Source organism: Aeromonas sp. 160P, from assembly GCF_055193095.1.
In genome coordinates this window covers 3820036-3838003 of the sequence record NZ_JBUXKV010000001.1, presented here as the reverse complement: position 1 = coordinate 3838003, position 17968 = coordinate 3820036, and the positions used below count along the sequence as shown (strand labels likewise).

Sequence of the window (17968 nt, the reverse complement as noted above, 5' to 3'; positions counted from 1 at the left end):
AGCGAAAGGATGCGCGATGAAGAGAGGTTGGTTGTGGTGGGGAAGTGGCGCCGTGGTAGCGGTGGCTGCTGTGGCATGGTGGTGGCGACCGCAGGCGACGCCGATCAGGCTGGTTGAGGTCGGGCGGGGGGATGTGCTGGTCACAGTGGTCAACACCCGGGCTGGCACCATCAAGTCCTGTCAGCGGGCCGGGCTCAGTCTGCCCGGTGGCGGCGTGGTGGCGCAGATCGCCGTCAAGGCCGGGGAGCGGGTAGCGAAGGGAGAGCTGCTGCTGACCCTCTGGAGTGACGACATCCGCGCCGATCTCGACCGTGCCCGTGCCCAGCAGGCTCTCGGCAAGACCCAGCGCGAGGAGCGTTGCAGCGAGGCGGCCTACTACGAGCGGGAGGCCAATCGGCTGGCCACCTTGCTGGCCAAAAACCTCACCTCCCGCACCCTCGCCGAGCAGGCCCAGAATCTGGCCGATACCCGCCGCTATATCTGCCGCGCATCCCGTCAGCAGGAGCGGGTCGACGAGGCGCAGGTCGCTCAGGTGGAAGCCCGCTTGAGTGAGCGCCGCTTGCAGGCGCCGTTTGCCGGTGTGGTGGCGGAGGTCAACAGCAAGCTGGGCGAATACATGACCCCTTCACCGCCCGGAGTGGCCATGCCCCCGGTTATCGATCTCATCGACGATCGCTGCCTCTATGTCTCAGCCCCCATCGATGAGGTGGATGCCGCTCGCCTCAAGGTGGGTCAGTCTGCCCGGGTACTGCTCGACGCCATGCCCGGGCGCGATTTTGCCGCCACCGTGACCCGCATCGCCCCCTATGTGAAGGAGTTGGAGAAGCAGGCTCGCACCGTGGAGGTGGAGGCATCGCTCACGGCCCTGCCCACTGACGTGCCCACTGACGTGCCCCTGCTTATCGGCTACAGCGCCGATCTTGAGGTCGAGGTGACCCGCGCCACCGATGTGCTGCGGGTGGCGGCCAGCAGCCGGGCTGACGATGGCAGCGTGCTGCGGCTGGAAGGGGATAAGCTGGTGCGGGTCATGCCCCGCTGGGGCGTGGAGAACTGGAACTGGATTGAGGTGGCCGAGGGGCTCGCCGCTGGTGAGCAGCTGGCGGCCCAGCCCGGTCAGGTTGTCGGGGAGGGCCCCTTCAGCGCCGCCACGGAGCAGCCGGATGAGTGATCTCATTCGCCTGGATACCGTCAGCCGTCGTTTCACTCTGGGGGGGAGCGAAGTGGCTGCCCTCGAGCGAATTTCCCTGCGGGTTGCTGAAGGGGAGTATCTGGCGGTGATGGGCCCCTCGGGCTCCGGCAAATCGACCCTGCTCAATGTGCTGGGGCTGCTGGATCGGCCCGACGAGGGGCGCTACTGGCTGGGGGGCGAGGACACCGCCACCCTGTCAGAACCGGCGTTGGCCCAGCTGCGCGGCCATCGCATCGGTTTCGTGTTCCAGTCGTTTCACCTCATCTCCCGCCTCACCGCCCGTGAAAACGTCGAGCTGCCGCTGATGCTGTGCGGGATCGCTCCCGCCGAGCGTCATCGCCGCAGCCAGCAGTTGCTGGGGGAGCTGGGGCTGGAGAACCGGGCTGGGCACCGCCCTGCCGAGCTCTCCGGCGGTCAGCGTCAGCGGGTGGCCATCGCCCGGGCCATGGCGATGGCACCGCGGCTGATCCTGGCCGACGAGCCCACCGGCAATCTTGACTCCCGCTCCGGCGAGGAGGTGATTACCCTGCTTGAGGGGCTCAACCGGGAGCAGGGGATCACGCTGGTGGTGGTGACTCACGATCCGCGCCTCGGTGAACGGGCGAGCAGGCGGATCCTGATGAATGATGGCCGCATCAGCACCGATAGCATTGATAGCACTCATAGTGGTGGGGGCTGAATGCGGCGGCCCGATGTTATCCGCTTTGCCGCCGTGGCCCTGCTGCGCCAGCGCTCGCGGGCGCTGGTCTTGATCCTGGCGGTGAGTCTGAGCGTCACCTCGGTGCTGCTGCTTACCGCGCTGGGGGAGGGGGCAAGACGCTATGTGGCCGACCAGTTCAGCTCCCTTGGCAAGGATCTGCTGGTGATGTTTCCGGGGCGCAAGGAGACCACCGGCGGGCTGCCGCCGGTCACCGGCAACAGCCTGCGGCAGATCACCCTCGATGACATGCACTATCTTGGCCAGCATCAGCCCAAGGTGCGGTTGGTGCCGCTGGTGATGGGCTTTGCCGAGGCCAAGCAGGGGGCGCGGCTGCGCCAGACCATGCTGCTTGGCAGCAGCAACGGATTGCGCGATACCCACGGGTTGGAGTTGTTGTCTGGCCGCTGGCTGCCAGGGGATGCCGCAGAGGATCGACCGGTCGTCCTGCTGGGGGCCGTGGTGGCCCGGGAGCTGTTCGGTCAGGCCGATCCGGTCGGCCAGTGGCTGCGTTTTGACAATCGCCGCTTTCGGGTGGTAGGGGTCTTCACCAGCCAGAGCAGCAATCTGGGGATGGATATGGCCGAAGCGGCGCTGATCCCGGTTGGCAGCGCCATGCGGCTGTTCAATACCGAGGGGCTGTTTCGCCTGCTGATCCAGCCGTTGGCGGGGCAGGCGGTGTCTCCGCTGGTCAAGCGGCTGGAGCTGCTGATGCAGGCGCGCCACGGGGTGCTCGATGTCACCGTGGTGCGCCGTGACGCCATGCTGGCCACCTTCTCTACCATTCTCTCGACCCTTACGCTGGCGGTCGCCGGTATAGGCGCCATCAGCCTGCTGGTCTCCGGCATCATGATGATGAATCTGGCGCTGATCAGCACCCGCCAGCGCACCGGCGAGATCGGCCTGCTCAAGGCGCTGGGGGCCGACAGCCGCCAGATCCGCCAGCTGTTTTTATGGGAAGCGCTGCTGCTGAGCGGCAGTGGCGCGCTGTTTGGCACGGCTTTGGGCTATGCCCTGGTGGCCCTTGCCGCGCTGATCTGGCCCAGTTTTCCGGTGGCGGTCCCTTTGCTCGCGACCCTCTGCACCATACCGGCGGCCCTGCTGACCGGGCTGTTCTTTAGCTGGCTGCCCGCCTCCCGGGCGGCACGGCAAGATCCGGTCAGTAGCCTGCGCAGCGGGCAGTGGAGCGGTGGCTGATGCGCCTCGCTGATCTGCTGTTCTGGTTGTGGCGTGCCTTGCTGGCAGGGCGCAGTCGCAGCCTGCTGTCGGCGCTGGGTATTGCCATCGGGATCGCCTCGGTGACCCTGCTCACCGGTATTGGCGAGGGGCTCAGGCTCTATCTGCTCGACAGCTTCTCCCAATTCGGCACCCGCTTGATCGCCGTCACCCCGGGCAAAACCGAAACCGCTGGCGGCCCGCCCGGTATCCTCTCCAGCAGCCGTCCCCTGCTGCTGGAGGATGCTGATGCCCTCGCCAGATTGCCGGGGATCGAGGCAGCGCTCCCTGTGGTGCAGGGGCAGGGGGAGGTGCGCAGCCGCGGACTGACCCGCAGCACCGCCATTCTGGGCACCGGCTCGGCGGCGCTCTCTGGCTGGCGACTCACCTTGGTGCAGGGGCGTTTTCTGCCTGCGGACGACAGTGCCATGCCCCGCGCCTATGCGGTGCTGGGTTCCAAGGTGGCGGCGGAGCTGTTTCCCGGCGGCGATGGGCCGGGGAGTCTGCTGCGGGCCGGTGATCGCCGTTTTCGGGTGGCCGGGGTGCTGGCCCCCAAAGGGCAATTTCTCGGCTTTGATCTGGACGACATGATCTATCTGCCCGCCGCCCACGCTCAGGCGCTGTTCAACAAGGAGGGGCTGCAGGAGATCGACGTTATCTACCGCGCCGGGCAGACGGAGGCCGACATCTCGGCTCAGATCCGGCGGGTGTTGATCGCTCGCCACGGCGCCGAGGATTTCACCCTCACCTCCCAGCAGGACATGCTGACCAGCCTCGACAAGATCCTCTCCATCATCAAGCTGGCTGTTGGCGGGCTCGGCATTATCTCGCTGCTGATCGGGGCGGTCGGTATCTTCAGTATCATGAGCATCGCCCAGCAGGAGCGGATCCCCGAAGTCGGCTTATTGATGGCACTGGGTTGCCCGCGGCGGCGCATTCTGCTGCTGTTTATGCTCGAAGCCGTGGTGCTGGCGCTGCTGGGCGGGGCCATGGGACTGGCCCTGCTCGGGGGGCTCAAGCTGCTGCTCGCCCTGCTGGCGGCTGGCTTGCCGCTCACCCTCCATCCTCTCTATTTGCTGCTGGCGCTCGGTTGCAGCGCCCTGGTCGGTCTGCTGGCCGGGGTCGCCCCTGCATTGCGGGCAGTGCGTCTCGACCCCGTGGTTGCCCTGCGGGGGGATTAGGCAATCCCGCTCTGAGGCTGTTGTCAAAGCACGCGGTAACAAGCGAGTCAGGTGGCAAGGTGGTAATATCCCCTCGCTACTGACTCGATATAAGGTTCCCCGATGACTACGCTACGTCTGCTTGTCTCCGACTCTCACGATCCCCTGTTCAATCTGGCCGTTGAGGAGTGCATCTTCCGCCAGATGGACCCCAGCCAGCGGGTGCTGTTCCTCTGGCGCAACGCCAATACCGTGGTGATCGGCCGGGCCCAGAACCCGTGGAAGGAGTGCAATACCCGCCGGATGGAGGAGGATGGGGTGACCCTGGCGCGCCGCAGCAGTGGCGGCGGTGCCGTGTTCCACGACCTTGGCAACAGTTGCTTTACCTTTATGGCGGGCAAGCCGGAGTATGACAAGAGCATCTCCACCGCCATCGTGCTGGACGGGCTCAAGCGCTTGGGGATTGAGGCCTTTGCCTCCGGTCGCAACGATCTGCTGGTGGCCACCCCGCAGGGGGATCGCAAGGTATCGGGCTCGGCCTATCGGGAGACCCTGGATCGCGGTTTTCACCACGGCACCCTGCTGCTGGACGCCGATCTCGGCCGTCTGGCCAACTACCTCAACCCCGACCCCAAGAAGCTGGCGGCCAAGGGGATCACCTCGGTGCGCAGCCGGGTGGCCAATCTGTGCGAACTGCTGCCGGGGATCGACCATCAACAGGTGAGCGAGGCACTTGCCGAGGCATTTTTCCACCACTATGGCGCGCAGGTTGCCCCCGAGCACATATCCCCCGAGCAGATGCCCGATCTGCCGGGCTTTGCCGAGACCTTCGCCCGCCAGCGCAGCTGGGAGTGGAACTACGGTCATGCTCCGGCTTTCAGCCATCTGCTGGAGGAGCGGTTCAGCTGGGGCGGGGTGGAGCTGCATTTTGATGTGGAGAAAGGGGCCATCACCCGGGCGCAGCTGTTCAGCGATACCCTGGAGCCGGCCCCGTTTGATCTGTTGGCGGCCGAGCTTATGGGTTGTGGCTATCAGCCGGAGGCGGTCGCCGCGCGCCTGCAGCCCTGGCTGGCGGCCTTCCCGCAGCAGCAGAGCGAGCTGGCGGAGTTTGCCCAGTGGCTGTTGGCCTCCCTGCGTTGAGGGTGGCGCTGTGCTGATGGCGGTCTGGTAGTAAGGACTCTGTCAGCCTGGCTGCGAGCAAGATCACGAAATATAAAGAGGTGCCTAAAAGGCGCCTTTTTGCTAGCCCTTGTCATGGCTGATACATGACTAAAAGTAGGGGAGGCCATTAGATATTGTCGCTGTCGGCCCCTCTGGCACAGGGGTATAACGGCCGCACATTTGCTGTATTAATGGTATAAAAATGAGTGACTTAGTTTATCTTCAAGACGAAAGCGTCAATGCCGTCCACCCCGATTTCTCCGCCCGTTTCGCCACAGTCAAAGCCAACTTTTTCTCGCGTAATCCCGATCTCTGGCCCGTTTTTCGCGAACCCGGATTTGCCACCCTCAATGAATTTCGGGCCCGTAGTCTGGCCCCGGATGCCCGCCTGAACGCCTGGCCAGATGGCCGCGCCCGCCTTGCCGATCTCTGCGAGACCATGCCGGTGCCCGCCACCATGCGCACTCCGGGCGAGCCGATGGCTGAACTGCTGTTTGCCGGCGCGCTGTCGAAGGATTGGGAGAACCCCTCCAGCGTCGAGAACGTCATCACCATGTCGGCCGATCCCGCCATCTACGGCGCCCAGCTGGGCATTCTGGCCAACCCCAATCTGGTCTACTCCGAATATGCCGGGGTGGCCGAGGAGCTGGAGAAGAAAGTAGTGCGCCAGATTGCGCTGCTGGCGGGTTATGACCCCGAGCGTGCCACCGGCATCTTCACCCAGGGGGGGACTTTTTGTAACCTCTATGGCTACCTGCTCGGCATTCGCAAAAGCCTGCCGGAGGCCAAGCACAAGGGGCTCGGCCACTATCAGGATTACCGCATTATCAACTCCCAGGGCGGTCACTACTCCAACATCACCAACCTCTCCCTGCTCGGAGTCGATATCGAGAACAAGACCATCCGCATTCAGGTCGGCGAGAACAACGACATAGATCTCGACCACCTTGAGCGCACCCTGACCGCCTGCTTTGCCCTGAAACATGTGGTGCCCACCATCATGCTCACCATGGGCACCACCGACACCTTCGGGGTGGATCAGGTCAAGCCGGTGTTCGAGCTGCGCAATCGCCTCTGCGAGCAGTTCGAGGTGGCGGTCAAGCCCCATATCCACGTCGATGCCGCCATCGGCTGGTCGATGATATTCTTCCTCGATTACGACTTTGTCGCCAACCCGCTCGCCATCAACAGCGCGACTTTGGCGGGCATCGAGCGCAACGTGGCGCGCTTTGCCGAGCTCAAATATGCCGACTCGTTCACCGTCGACTTCCAGAAGTGGGGCTATGTGCCCTACACCTCCAGTCTGGTGATGATCAAGGAGCAGAACGATCTCAAGGCGATGGAGAATGACCCGGAGAACTTCTCCTACTTCGAGCGGGACATTCAGGGCCAGACCCACCTGCAATCCACCATCGAGTGCTCTCGCGGTGCGAGCGGCTTGTTCGGTGCCTATGCCGCGCTCAACTACATGGGGGTCGAGGGGTATCGCACCGTGCTGGCCCACTGCCTGCAAAATGCCAACTACTTCCGCTTCCGGTTAAGCCAGCTCGGCAATGTCAAGCTGGTTGCGCAGGAGAATCAGGGGCCGAGCGTCGGCTTCAAGATCTACAACCCCGAGTGGGTGAGCGATCCGGAGGCCGAGTTCGCCTTCGAGCTGGCCCGCTCCAGCGATCCCGCCTACAAGGCTCGCTTGCAGCGCAACACCGACTACCACCGCAGCCAGTTCAAGGGGCGCGGCAAGGTGGGGCTCTATACCAACTGGGTGGAGGCGGTGGCCCACTCCGACTACGACGCCCGCGGCAAATACGCCTACATCGCTGGCGAAAAAGCGGTCTTTATGAACCCCGCCTGCACCCGCGAGCAGATCGACGCCTTTATCGACCATATTCGCGGTTGATGCCGCTCGCCCTGACTGCCGAGCTCGGTCAATAGTGGCCAGTGGTGGTTAGGGGGTGTCTGGCCAACAAGATAAACAAAGGGCAAGCCGGTTGGCTTGCCCTGCTGTTTTTACGGCTGTGGTGCTGACGGTGCGAAAGCGGTGGGGAGGGCGGGGTTCAGAGGGCCAGCAGTTGCTCGTTCTCGACAATCTCGCACCCAGCGGGCAGTTTCGAGAGGGCGATCATGGCGCGGGCCACCTGCTGGGCCTCAATGGCGCGCCAGCGGGCGAGCTTGCCCACCAGTAGCGGCCGAAACAGCGGGTAGATGGTCTGAAAGATCTGCTCAGAGAGGCGCGGTGGCTGGCGATCCCCCAGCAGCATGGCTGGCCGCACGATGGCGAGCCGCGGCCAGGATTGGGCCAGCAGGGCCTGCTCCATCTCCCCTTTGGTACGCGGATAGAGGGCCGGAGAGCTTGCTTTGGCCCCCATGCTCGAGACCACGATCAGCCGCTGACAACCGTGGCGACGGGCCAGTTCGGCAAAGGCGAGCACATAGTCGAGATCGACTCGGCGAAATGCCTCGGCAGAGCCTGCCTCCTTGCGGGTGGTGCCGAGCGCGCAGAAGGCGATATCCACCGGACGGGAGAGGGTGACGCTGACCAGATCATCAAAATTGACCGGCAGCCAATGGTGCGCCTCCTTGCCCGGCTTGCGACAGAGCAGGGTCAGTTCATGTTCGGCAGGCAGTTGTTGCACCAGCTCACGACCAATAAGGCCGCTGGCGCCAGCAATCAGGATCCGGCTCATGGTTTTCTCCCTGTTTCATTCGATGGTGTTGATGCCATGGTGGCTGCTCATCAGCATCAGTCAATTTGCGGGCCGCTGCAATGGGGGGAGATGACACAGCATCGTCTGACAAGATAACGGGCAGGATACATAGCGCAGGGGCTGGATAAAACAAAACCGGCGCTAGGCCGGTTTTGCGGGATATCAGAGCGGGGTATTGAAGGCCGCTGGCAGCGGGAAGTCACCCGTCACCGTGGTGAGCCGCTCATTGGCAAAGGTGACGGTGAGCTCTTTACGCTCCTTGTCGCCGTGGCCCGGCTGGAATTCATAGAGGTAGTACCAGCTGTTGGGGTCAAAGCCGTCGCGCAGCATGGGGCTGCCCAGCACATAGCTGACCTGCTCGCGGGTCATCCCCTGGCGCAGTTTGTCGACCTGTTTTTGTTCCACATAGTTGCCCTGAGGAATATCAATGCGATAGACCAGGCTGCAACCGGAGAGGGTGAGGGCGGTCAAAGCCGCGGCAATCAGGTGTTTCATCCGCATATCGAGTTCAGATCATCCATACAGTCTTTTTGGCTCGGCAAATCATACCGACTCCCTCCACGGAAGTAAAAAGCCATTGATCCATCAGCCAATAAAAAGGCTATGTCCCAATTACGTGTTGCATGGGGTGCCCCAGCGCCTCATGCAGACACGCTTTGATATTCACTCCCTTCCCGTAACGCTCCAGCATCCTGCGCCAACCCAGATAATTCCTCAGATAATGAGTTGCCACGCCATGAAAGCGCACCATCCATTCTTTCAATCGATGGTGATAGCCGTTTACATGTTGAATGTGGAATGCTCCTACCACCCGCTCACCCTGACGATTGCGCACTACTTGATGAGTCACGCCCTGCACTTTACTGAAACTGGCATACACGCCCGCACCATCGCTACACAGCACGGCATCCGGCGAGACAAGGGGCTTCAAGACCGCGATAACTGTTTCGGCATTCATCTGCTCTAACTGAAAATCCGCATGATGGCCAGCACGGTCTTGCACCACCATCACCGGGATGTAATCCGGCCCGGTTCCCCGGGTTCGCCCTTTACCACCGCGATGCCGTGCCGGACGCGGCAGTCCCCGTTGCCCCTTGAACGATTCGAGGAAGAAGGTCTCATCGACCTCAACGATACCCTCTTCCCGTGTGGCTTGATGGGCGGCCATCGCACGCAAGAAGCGGTGACGCCAGAGGAAGGCAGTGTTTTTGCTGACCCCGCAACGCAGAGCGGCCCGGCGGACAGTCAGTCCTTCAATGAGGGCTTGCGCGTAGTCTTCCCAGCATTGGGCTTTACGTAATCTGGCCAAGGGGGTCTTGGTCAGCACGGTGCTGGTGCGCAGACACAGTTTGCAACGGTAGCGACGTAGTTCCCGACTCCATCCCCAGGGAGCCAACTGATTGGCATCGGCCTGACAATGTGGGCAACCACTGCATGCAGGTAACTGGGAGTTCAAGGAGGTAATGGCGTGTGGAGCAGAGAGTTCCTGCCGGGCAACACGGCGTTGGCGCAGGGTAAGTTGTGGAAACAGAGACAACAGGTGTTGAAAGGCTGGGGTATCCATGATGGTAGACCTCAAGGTGATGGCCTACTTCAAGCTTAGCCTTTCAACACATAATTGGGACAGAGCCAATAAAAAGGGTCGCAGTGCGACCCTTATCGGCAATTAGGCAACCATTACATGGCGGTGCGGAAGATGGCGACGATCTCTTCGTGGCTGGCCTGTTTCGGGTTGGTGAAGCCGCAGGCATCTTTCAGGGCGTTGCTGGCCAGGGTATCGAAGTCATCGGCTTTGACGCCGAGCTGCTCCAGACCGGCCGGGATCTTCACATCCAGCGCCAGCTGCTTGATGGCGGCAATGGCGGCGGCGGCGCCCTGCTCGTCGTTCATGGCGCTGACATCAACACCCATGTAGCGGGCCACCTCTTTCAGGCGGGCTGCGCTCACCTGGGCGTTGTAGGCCTGAACATGGGGCAGCAGCACGGCGTTGCAGACACCGTGGGGCAGGTCGTAGAAACCGCCCAGCTGGTGGGCCATGGCGTGTACGTAACCCAGGCTGGCGTTGTTGAAGGCCATGCCGGCCAGGAACTGGGCATAGGCCATCTGCTCGCGGGCATGCAGATCATCGCCGTGGTTGACGGCGGTGCGCAGGTGCTTTGCAACCAGCTCGATGGCCATCACGGCGCTGGCATCGGTCACCGGGGTGGCGATGACGGAGACATAAGCCTCGATGGCGTGGGTCAGGGCATCCATACCGGTGGCGGCAGTGAGACCGGCCGGTTTGGCCAGCATCAGCTCGGGATCGTTGACCGACATCAGCGGGGTGACGTGCTTGTCGATGATGGCCATTTTCACGTGGCGGGCTTCGTCGGTGATGATGCAGAAGCGGGTCATCTCGGAGGCGGTACCGGCGGTGGTGTTGATGGCGATGAGCGGCAGCTGCGGCTTGGCGGAGCGATCCACCCCTTCGTAATCCTTGATGCTGCCACCGTTGGCGGCAACCAGGGCGATGCCCTTGGCGCAGTCATGGGGCGAGCCGCCGCCCAGCGAGATGACGCAGTCGCAGCCGTTGGCCTTGATCATGGCCAGACCCGCTTCGACGTTGGTCATGGTGGGGTTCGGCTTGGTTTCATCGAACACCACGCTCTCAATGCTATGTTCAGCCAGCAGGGTGGTGAGCTTGGCGACTACGCCGATCTGGTTGAGGATCTTGTCGGTAACGATCAACGCCTTGCGATAGCCGTAACCCTTGATATCGGCGGCAGCCTCTTGCAGACAACCGGCACCCATCAGGTTGATTGCAGGAATATAGAACTTGAATGTAGCCATGATGGACTCCCTATAGTTAGCCATTTAGTGGTAATTGAGGGCTAAGTTACCATCATGGGTGGGATACAAAAGCATCTTGTTTACAACTTTACGGGGTCGATCACGAGTCGCTAATTAAGCGTTGAACCAGACTTGACTTTCCCGCTTCCTGTTCACTTCTCAGAAAAACGTTTGTCAATTATTTCATTGGGTTAGCAAACGTTTTGCGCGGAATTTGTGACTGTCAATGCGTGGAAGTGTGAGGCGCTTCAAGGAATTGGAAAGCGCTTTCGACCATAGTTGGCGCCTCCCCAAAGAGGGGGGTAAAGGCTTGAAAGTATCATAAAGAATCATCTTAACTTGCGCCCTGACCATGCTGGCAGGGGGCAACCAGGAGTCCAATATGTCTGATGTATTTCACTTGGGTTTGAAGAAAGCGGATCTGCAAGGCGCCACCCTGGCGATCGTCCCCGGTGACCCCGAGCGCGTCAAGCGCATCGCAGAGATGCTGGATAACCCGGTGCACCTGGCCAGCCATCGTGAATTCACTTCCTGGCGCGGCGAGATGGACGGCAAGGCCGTGATCATCTGCTCTACCGGTATCGGTGGCCCGTCCACCTCCATCGCGGTAGAAGAGCTGGCCCAGTTGGGTATCAACACCTTCCTGCGTATCGGCACCACCGGCGCCATCCAGCCGCACCTGAACGTGGGTGACGTGATTGTGACTACCGGTTCCGTGCGCCTTGACGGTGCCAGCCTGCACTTCGCACCGATGGAGTTCCCGGCGGTTGCCGACTTCGACTGCACCACAGCGCTGGTCAACACCGCCAAAGAGATGGGCTCCAAGCTGCATATCGGTGTGACTGCCTCTTCCGATACCTTCTACCCGGGTCAGGAGCGTTACGACACCGTATCCGGCCGTGTAGTGAGCCGTTTCCAGGGTTCCATGAAAGAGTGGCAAGCCATGGGCGTGCTGAACTATGAGATGGAATCTGCCACCTTGCTGACCATGTGCACCAGCCAGGGCCTGCGTGCCGGTATGGTGGCTGGCGTTATCGTCAACCGCACCCAGCAGGAAATTCCGAACGCCGAGACCATGGCGAAAACCGAATCTGATGCCATCAAGATCGTACTGGGCGCTGCCCGCAAGCTGATCTGATAGCAGAGCTCTTGTTACAAGAGCACCGAGTGGGGGGTGGGGGCCGTTGCGAAAGCGCGGCCCCTATCTTTATCCGCCGTTTGCCCCTTTTTCTCTTCCGTCACCCCTTTCACTGATCCCGCCGCACTCGCGTCTATTGCCATCTACAGGAGGCCTCTACTGATTGCCCCTAAAAAGGCGCGGCACAGCGGATCTGCATCGGCTCGCCGCTCACCGGATGAGTAAAATCCAGCTCGCTGGCGTGCAGCATCAGCCGCGGTGCCTGTTCGCAGCCAGGCAGCAGCAGGCCGCCATAGAGATCGCAACCGAGAATGGGGTAGCCCAGCAACTGGCTGTGGATGCGCAGTTGATGAGTGCGGCCGGTCTCAGGCACCAGCCGCACCCGGGTCAGTGGCACTGCCTGACCCTGCATCTGCTGCGTCAACCGCTCAATCACCCGATAGCGGGAGCGGGCGGGTTTGCCGCTGGCGGCGCAGATCTTCATCAGCGGGAAAATTGCCGGATCCTTGGCGATAGGGGCGTCGATAACTCCTTCGTCGTCAATCAGATGACCGCAGAGCAGGGCGCTGTAGGCCTTGCTCACCGCCCGCTGACTGAACTGCTGGCAGAGCAGGGCATTGATGGCCTTGTTTCTGGCCACCACCATGATGCCCGAGGTACCGAAGTCGAGGCGATGCACCAGGGTGCAGCCGGGGTGATCCTGCACCAGTCGATAATGCACCGAGTCGAGGTTCTGCGGGTTCTTGCCCGAGAGGCTCAGCAGGCCGCTTGGCTTGTTGATCAGCAGCAGCTGTTCATCCTCAAACAGGATCTCGATGGCGGCACTGCAGGGTGGGGCGATAAAGGTGTCGACGATAACGGACATAGGGGGCACGGGCTGGAAACGGGGGGCGATCATACCCGAACCGGCGCGGCCGGGCGAATGGGCGCTGCGCTGCCTCGGAAAATGAACGGGATGCGCCACACAACCTCTTGATAATGAGCCGCTTTGAGCGCAGCTGTGTGCAGTACAAGCCGCTCTGGTCACCAACAAGGCCCCGTTTTGTGACCCCTTCCCGAGTTCATCCGGGGCTTGCTTGTTAAGGTATGGCTCCCTGTTATGTTGTAAGGACTCTTTCCATGGCACTGCCCGTTATTCTCGATTGTGATCCCGGCCACGACGACGCCATCGCCCTCATTCTGGCGCTGGCCAGCCCTGAACTTAAGGTGCTGGCGGTTACCACCAGCGCGGGCAACCAGACGCCGGACAAGACTCTCAATAATGCCCTGCGCATCCTCACCCTGCTGGGGCGGGACGACATTCCGGTGGCGGCGGGGGCGCCGAAGCCGCTGGCCCGCGAGCTGATTATCGCCGACAACGTTCACGGCGAGTCAGGGCTCGATGGCCCCAAACTGCCGGATCCCGCCTTTGCACCGCAGGCGATGACGGGGATCGAGCTAATGGCTAAGTGCCTACGCGAGAGCCCGGAACCGGTGACTCTGGTGCCGACCGGGCCGCTGACCAATATCGCCCTGCTGCTGGCGGCCCACCCGGAGCTCAAACCCAAGATTGCCCGCATCGTATTGATGGGGGGCGCTGCAGGGGCGGGTAACTGGACCCCGGCGGCGGAATTCAATATTTATGTCGACCCGGAAGCGGCCGATATGGTGTTCAAGTCAGGTATTCCCATCACCATGTGCGGCCTCGATGTGACCCATGAGGCGCAGGTGATGGACGAGGATATCGAGCGGGTGCGCGCCATCACCAATCCGGTGGCCCAGTGCGTCGCCGGGCTGCTCGACTTTTTCATGATCTACCACCGGGATCCCAAGTGGGGATTTGCTGGTGCACCGCTCCACGACCCCTGTACCATTGCCTGGTTGTTGGCTCCCGAGCTGTTTCACGGTGTGGAGTGTCGGGTCGATATCGAGACCGTAGGCACGCATACTACCGGCATGACGGTGGTGGATCGTTACGGTCTGACCGGCAAGCCAGCCAATGCGTTGGTGCTGCTGGGGCTGGATCGTCCGGGCTTTATCGATCTGCTGGTGACGCGGCTGCGGGCGTTTGACTGAGCGCCGGTTCATTTTTGCAAGAAGGGGCGGGGAATGTGGAAGAGAGGCTTGGTGCTGCTGGCCGGGTTGCAACTGACGGGCTGTGCAACGCCATTCGAGCGGATGTGGCAGGGGCTGGCGAGCTGTGAATTTACCGATCTCTATGTAGATGAGACGGGCAGGGCCGCCAATCTACAGTTGGCCAACTACACCCCCTACAAGGTGAGCGACGGCTTTGCCTGGTACAAGGTGCACGAGGAGCTTCACGGCCTGCCGGTGGTCGGCTTTATCGTGCCGGCCGCAAGCTTCGAGGTGCACGCCCTGTTTGTCGATACCCCCATCGCCAACGCACGCCGGTTGACCCACAACGCCTACGGCAGCGAGTTTACTGACGAGCAGAAGCATGACGAGGGGATCGCGCCCCTGCTGCTGCGTGACCCCAACAACCCCAAGCGCTCCATCATCGATTGCACCAGGGGGGAGTCCGACGAGGAGCTGCAGGATTCGGCCATGCCCGAGTAGGGGCGGCCAATCATCTTATTACCCAGTCATCCACGCAGCCTGAAAATAGAGGGGCCAGCCTTGTCGGCTGGCCCCTCTATTTATTTAGTGCAGAGTGTTATTGCAGAGCGGTGCTCGGCTTAGGGGTAGCTCAGCGTCTCTTTGATAAGCAGCAGCTGGGCCTTGATCCATGCCGGGTTGATGGGGCCCCAGTCGCTGATGTGGTAGTGCCCCTGCAGGTGGCGCGCCCCCTCGGTCTGCTCGAAGGCGCAGCTGATATCGAGTTCGGCCAGCGCGCTCAGGGTATCTTGCGCAGTGCGGCGTGGCATGCCGGTCGCCTCCATGATGGCGGGCACCGTATCCGTGCCCTGGCTGATCAACCAGGCCACGTAGAGCCGCCGGTAGAAACTGGTGCGGGTTTTGCTCGGCTCACTCATATCTCGTCCTCAAGACGATCGAAGTAGCGCCAGGTCGCAATGGCCGCTTTGCCCATTACCAGTGCCCAGAGGCCGAACCAGAACCAGCGGAAGAAGCTCCAGGTGGAGGCATCAGGCGCGGTGCTCTCGATCTTGGTGACGTTGGGGAACAGGGAGAACATGTTCACGCGCCAGCCGTAGGAGGTGATGATGGCCAGACGCTTCTCGAACTCCATCGACTTGGCTTTGGCCTGCACATCGGCGGCATTGAACTTGAAGTAAGGCGGCCAGCCCCACTCGGTATCTTCATTGCGGAACACCCGGATCTTCTCGCCGGGGCGCTCGGTATAGATGTAGTAAACATCGGTGGTCGGGCCGTCAGCCGGGTTCTTCTGGCTGATGGGGCCATCCTTGTCGGTTCGTTTTACCTCGACCCCGGTGATGGTGGCGATGGTGTGCTCCGGCAGGTAGAAGTCGAGCCAGGTGGCGGAAACGAGGGCGATGAGCCCCAAAGCGATAAAGGCGGGTTTCTTGAATCTCAGGCTCATGGTGTGCTCACGTGAGGGGGAGTAACGTGCCTCTACCATACCGATATTTGGTGGAGCAGCCCAGCCCCTTATGGAGCCATTGGCCAAAAAATGGCGTTTAAAACAGAGACAAAGTCTTTGTCCCTGCAATCAGGACGGCATTTTCTGCCCTGTTATTTTGCGCGGTGCGGGAGATCTGCTGATGGTCGATGTGAGCCCGGAAGCGCAGGGATTGCAGCTTGTTTTCTATCACAATGACCTGGTGGGGGTAACGACAGTGGCCAGGCCGCTCTGACGCTGCACTTGCTTGCCAACCATGCACCACACAACCAAACCTGGGATAGGCACCGCTCGGCTGGCATGGTCACCAGTTTTTATTGCTGAAATATGTGGAGGAAAAGGTTTTTCCTTGTGCGAACAGAGCCATTTAGGCATGATTGATCGCCTTATCCGGTCAGTACGTGGTACAACTGGCCAGATTAATGTGTTCCTGTCCCGTTTTCTTTATTCCCCGCTCTCGTCCCATGGAGGTGTGTTGTGTCCAGCTGGATCGATCCGGCCATTCTGGCTCTGTTTATTCCGACCTTTTTCTTTGTCTCGGTGACCCCCGGCATGTGCATGACCCTGTCGATGACCCTGGGGATGAGTCTCGGCGTGCGCCGTACCCTGCACATGATGTGGGGGGAGCTGATCGGAGTCGGGCTGGTCTCGGTGCTGTCGGTGATCGGGGTCGCGGCGATCATGCTCAACTATCCGGGGATTTTCGCCGCCTTCAAATATGTGGGCGGCGCCTATCTGGTGTGGCTCGGCATCCAGATGTGGCAGGCCAAAGGGAAGATGGCCATTCCGGCGGATCTCTCGGCCGGTCAGCAGACCAGCCCCATGGGACTGGCGCTACAGGGTTTTTTGACCGCCATCGCCAACCCCAAGGGGTGGGCCTTCATGATCTCCTTGCTGCCCCCCTTTATCTCTGCCGACATGCCGATGGCGCCGCAGATCACCGCGCTGGTGGCGCTGATTTTGGTCATCGAGTTCTCCTGCCTGCTGCTCTACGCCAGCGGTGGCCGCACCTTGCGCCACTTCCTTGCCAAGAGCGGTAACGTCACCCTGATGAACCGCATCGCCGGTACCCTGATGCTGGGGGTGGGAGTCTGGCTGGCGCTCGGGTAAGCGAGACGGCTTGCGAGGCAATGGCCAGATCAAACAGATGGCCAGATAAAACAACAGTGCCACCTTCGGGTGGCACTGTTGCAGATTGCTCGCTGTGATTGTCGCGATGTTCAGTCGGTCAGGCAGTCGGGGTCGAATACATACTGCCCATCCAGCCAGCGCACGATTTCGTCGACGCAGGCTTGATCCCTAAACGGCAGGTAGCGCGCCTTGAGGGCGGCAATCTGCTCGGGGGTGAGCTGCGCCAGCCCCAGATCCTGAAACAGCGGCAGGTCGGCCTCGATCATTGCCGAGATCTGCGGGCCGCAGGTGGCGTTGAGGGCGGCGTGCAGCGCCTTGTCGGGATCGTACTGCTTGCCGAGCCGGTAGCTCATCGGCAGGGTAGCGAGGGGCAGGGCCGACAGCGCCGCCTGCTTCATCGGGTTGATCGCATGGCCAGAGACCAGCTCCGCCAGCTCGGCGGGGCGGTTCTCGAAGGCGCGCAGATGGAGGTAGCTGCTGGCCTTGCTGCCATCGTTGACCGGGTAGTTGTCCCACAGGAAGGGCTTGCGGCCGAGCAGTTCGGTCACCTGCTTGAGGTGGCTGGCCGGATATTCGCTGGAGCAGACCTTGGGGCCGGTCCAGAAGATCTCGAAGCGGCGGTCGAGCTGCTCGCCAAGCTCTTCCAGATAGCGGGGGGGCATGGCGCCGAATACCTTCTCCAGCACCGGATCGGTCGAGTAGTAGCTGGGGCAGAAGATGAGGCGGCTCGCCTTGCTGTGGGCCGCGATGTCGTGGGCGATGGTGAGCTGGTGACGGGCCAGATCCGGGGTATCCCCCTTCATGTCGTCAAACAGTACCGCCAGAATATCGGGCTGCAGCACCTCGTCGATAAGACGCACTTTTTCAAGCAGCGCCGGGCGCTTGCGATCGTAGTCGTGGTGCGCCCCCATGGGGCTTAAGCCCACCCCGAAGGCGAGCCCGTTGGCGCGGCACTGGCGCGCCAGCTCGGCGAGATCCGCCAGCTGCTGCTCGGGCCAGGGGAGGGCCCAGTGCTTGCGCAGATAGCCATCCTCTTTCGGGGCGTAGATATAGAAGCCGTAACCGTGGCGCGGCAGCCACTGGGCGTAGCGGGCGCGGGCCTGCCAGCTCCATCCCTTGCCAAAAAAGCCCTCAATGACCCCCAGATTGGCTGCGGGGGGCAGGGAACCGGACAGCAAACTTTGATATGGCATAACTCTTCTCCC

Annotated in this window: 19 protein-coding genes; 11 read left to right on the top strand and 8 right to left on the bottom strand. The window is 61.7% G+C overall.

What is annotated here, in order from left to right; translation table 11 throughout:
- Positions 1 to 16: 16 nt before the first annotated feature.
- From ACY8FN_RS17810 to ACY8FN_RS17785, 6 genes are all read left to right on the top strand, one after another.
- Entirely contained in the window at positions 17 to 1168 is a 1152-nt protein-coding gene (locus tag ACY8FN_RS17810; RefSeq protein ID WP_463100765.1) for an efflux RND transporter periplasmic adaptor subunit, read from the top strand.
- Positions 1161 to 1868, top strand: coding sequence for an ABC transporter ATP-binding protein (locus ACY8FN_RS17805; protein WP_463100764.1), 708 nt, complete (start codon positions 1161 to 1163; stop codon positions 1866 to 1868). Before ACY8FN_RS17810 ends, ACY8FN_RS17805 begins: the two co-directional genes overlap by 8 nt.
- Positions 1869 to 3083: an ABC transporter permease gene (locus ACY8FN_RS17800; protein WP_463100763.1), complete on the top strand. Its 1215-nt coding sequence runs from the start codon at positions 1869 to 1871 to the stop codon at positions 3081 to 3083.
- On the top strand, positions 3083 to 4282 hold the full coding sequence (locus ACY8FN_RS17795; protein ID WP_463100762.1) for an ABC transporter permease: 1200 nt from the start codon (positions 3083 to 3085) through the stop codon (positions 4280 to 4282). The genes ACY8FN_RS17800 and ACY8FN_RS17795 overlap by 1 nt, the downstream gene beginning before the upstream one ends.
- 102 nt (positions 4283 to 4384) lie before the next feature.
- Positions 4385 to 5401: a lipoate--protein ligase A gene (locus ACY8FN_RS17790; RefSeq protein WP_463100761.1), complete on the top strand. Its 1017-nt coding sequence runs from the start codon at positions 4385 to 4387 to the stop codon at positions 5399 to 5401.
- A gap of 223 nt (positions 5402 to 5624) precedes the next feature.
- Positions 5625 to 7319 carry a pyridoxal phosphate-dependent decarboxylase family protein gene (locus ACY8FN_RS17785; RefSeq protein WP_463100760.1) on the top strand — a complete coding sequence of 565 codons (1695 nt, stop codon included), beginning with the start codon at positions 5625 to 5627 and terminating at the stop codon, positions 7317 to 7319.
- Positions 7320 to 7476: 157 nt separating this feature from the next.
- On the opposite strand, the gene ACY8FN_RS17780 is transcribed toward ACY8FN_RS17785, so the two are convergent.
- The 4 genes from ACY8FN_RS17780 to yiaY form a co-directional block, all read right to left on the bottom strand.
- Positions 7477 to 8106 carry an NAD(P)H-binding protein gene (locus tag ACY8FN_RS17780; protein WP_463100759.1) on the bottom strand — a complete coding sequence of 210 codons (630 nt, stop codon included), beginning with the start codon at positions 8104 to 8106 and terminating at the stop codon, positions 7477 to 7479.
- A 183-nt stretch (positions 8107 to 8289) separates the two neighbouring features.
- Entirely contained in the window at positions 8290 to 8628 is a 339-nt protein-coding gene (gene bamE, locus ACY8FN_RS17775; protein ID WP_042018688.1) for an outer membrane protein assembly factor BamE, read from the bottom strand.
- A gap of 100 nt (positions 8629 to 8728) precedes the next feature.
- Entirely contained in the window at positions 8729 to 9691 is a 963-nt protein-coding gene (locus ACY8FN_RS17770; protein WP_463100758.1) for an IS1595 family transposase, read from the bottom strand.
- Positions 9692 to 9804: 113 nt separating this feature from the next.
- Entirely contained in the window at positions 9805 to 10956 is a 1152-nt protein-coding gene (yiaY, locus tag ACY8FN_RS17765; protein WP_463100757.1) for an L-threonine dehydrogenase, read from the bottom strand.
- 382 nt (positions 10957 to 11338) lie between these two features.
- Between yiaY and udp the strand changes: the two genes are divergently transcribed.
- A complete protein-coding gene (gene udp, locus ACY8FN_RS17760) occupies positions 11339 to 12094 on the top strand; it encodes a uridine phosphorylase (protein WP_042018691.1) in 756 nt (251 codons plus the stop codon).
- Positions 12095 to 12263: 169 nt separating this feature from the next.
- Here udp and ACY8FN_RS17755 read toward each other — a convergent pair whose 3' ends face one another.
- Positions 12264 to 12992, bottom strand: coding sequence for an RluA family pseudouridine synthase (locus tag ACY8FN_RS17755; protein ID WP_463100756.1), 729 nt, complete (start codon positions 12990 to 12992; stop codon positions 12264 to 12266).
- A gap of 221 nt (positions 12993 to 13213) precedes the next feature.
- Here ACY8FN_RS17755 and rihA point away from each other — a divergent pair, with 221 nt between their 5' ends.
- Both rihA and ACY8FN_RS17745 read left to right on the top strand, forming a co-directional pair.
- Positions 13214 to 14149 (top strand): pyrimidine-specific ribonucleoside hydrolase RihA, encoded by a 936-nt coding sequence (gene rihA, locus ACY8FN_RS17750; protein ID WP_463100755.1) that lies wholly within the window; start codon positions 13214 to 13216, stop codon positions 14147 to 14149.
- A 33-nt stretch (positions 14150 to 14182) separates the two neighbouring features.
- Positions 14183 to 14650: a hypothetical protein gene (locus ACY8FN_RS17745; RefSeq protein WP_463100754.1), complete on the top strand. Its 468-nt coding sequence runs from the start codon at positions 14183 to 14185 to the stop codon at positions 14648 to 14650.
- A gap of 119 nt (positions 14651 to 14769) precedes the next feature.
- Here the strand turns inward: ACY8FN_RS17745 and ACY8FN_RS17740 are convergent, their stop codons facing one another.
- The gene (locus tag ACY8FN_RS17740) at positions 14770 to 15066 is read right to left on the bottom strand and encodes a winged helix-turn-helix domain-containing protein (RefSeq protein WP_463100753.1); all 297 of its coding nucleotides are present in this window, start codon (positions 15064 to 15066) and stop codon (positions 14770 to 14772) included.
- Positions 15063 to 15593, bottom strand: coding sequence for a DUF1523 family protein (locus tag ACY8FN_RS17735; protein ID WP_463100752.1), 531 nt, complete (start codon positions 15591 to 15593; stop codon positions 15063 to 15065). Before ACY8FN_RS17735 ends, ACY8FN_RS17740 begins: the two co-directional genes overlap by 4 nt.
- A gap of 70 nt (positions 15594 to 15663) precedes the next feature.
- Between ACY8FN_RS17735 and ACY8FN_RS17730 the strand changes: the two genes are divergently transcribed.
- Positions 15664 to 15867, top strand: coding sequence for a hypothetical protein (locus ACY8FN_RS17730; protein ID WP_463100751.1), 204 nt, complete (start codon positions 15664 to 15666; stop codon positions 15865 to 15867).
- 242 nt (positions 15868 to 16109) lie between these two features.
- Positions 16110 to 16742 carry a LysE family translocator gene (locus ACY8FN_RS17725; protein WP_463100750.1) on the top strand — a complete coding sequence of 211 codons (633 nt, stop codon included), beginning with the start codon at positions 16110 to 16112 and terminating at the stop codon, positions 16740 to 16742.
- A gap of 110 nt (positions 16743 to 16852) precedes the next feature.
- Here the strand turns inward: ACY8FN_RS17725 and ACY8FN_RS17720 are convergent, their stop codons facing one another.
- Entirely contained in the window at positions 16853 to 17956 is a 1104-nt protein-coding gene (locus tag ACY8FN_RS17720; protein ID WP_463100749.1) for a beta-N-acetylglucosaminidase domain-containing protein, read from the bottom strand.
- Between the last annotated feature and the right edge of the window lie 12 nt (positions 17957 to 17968).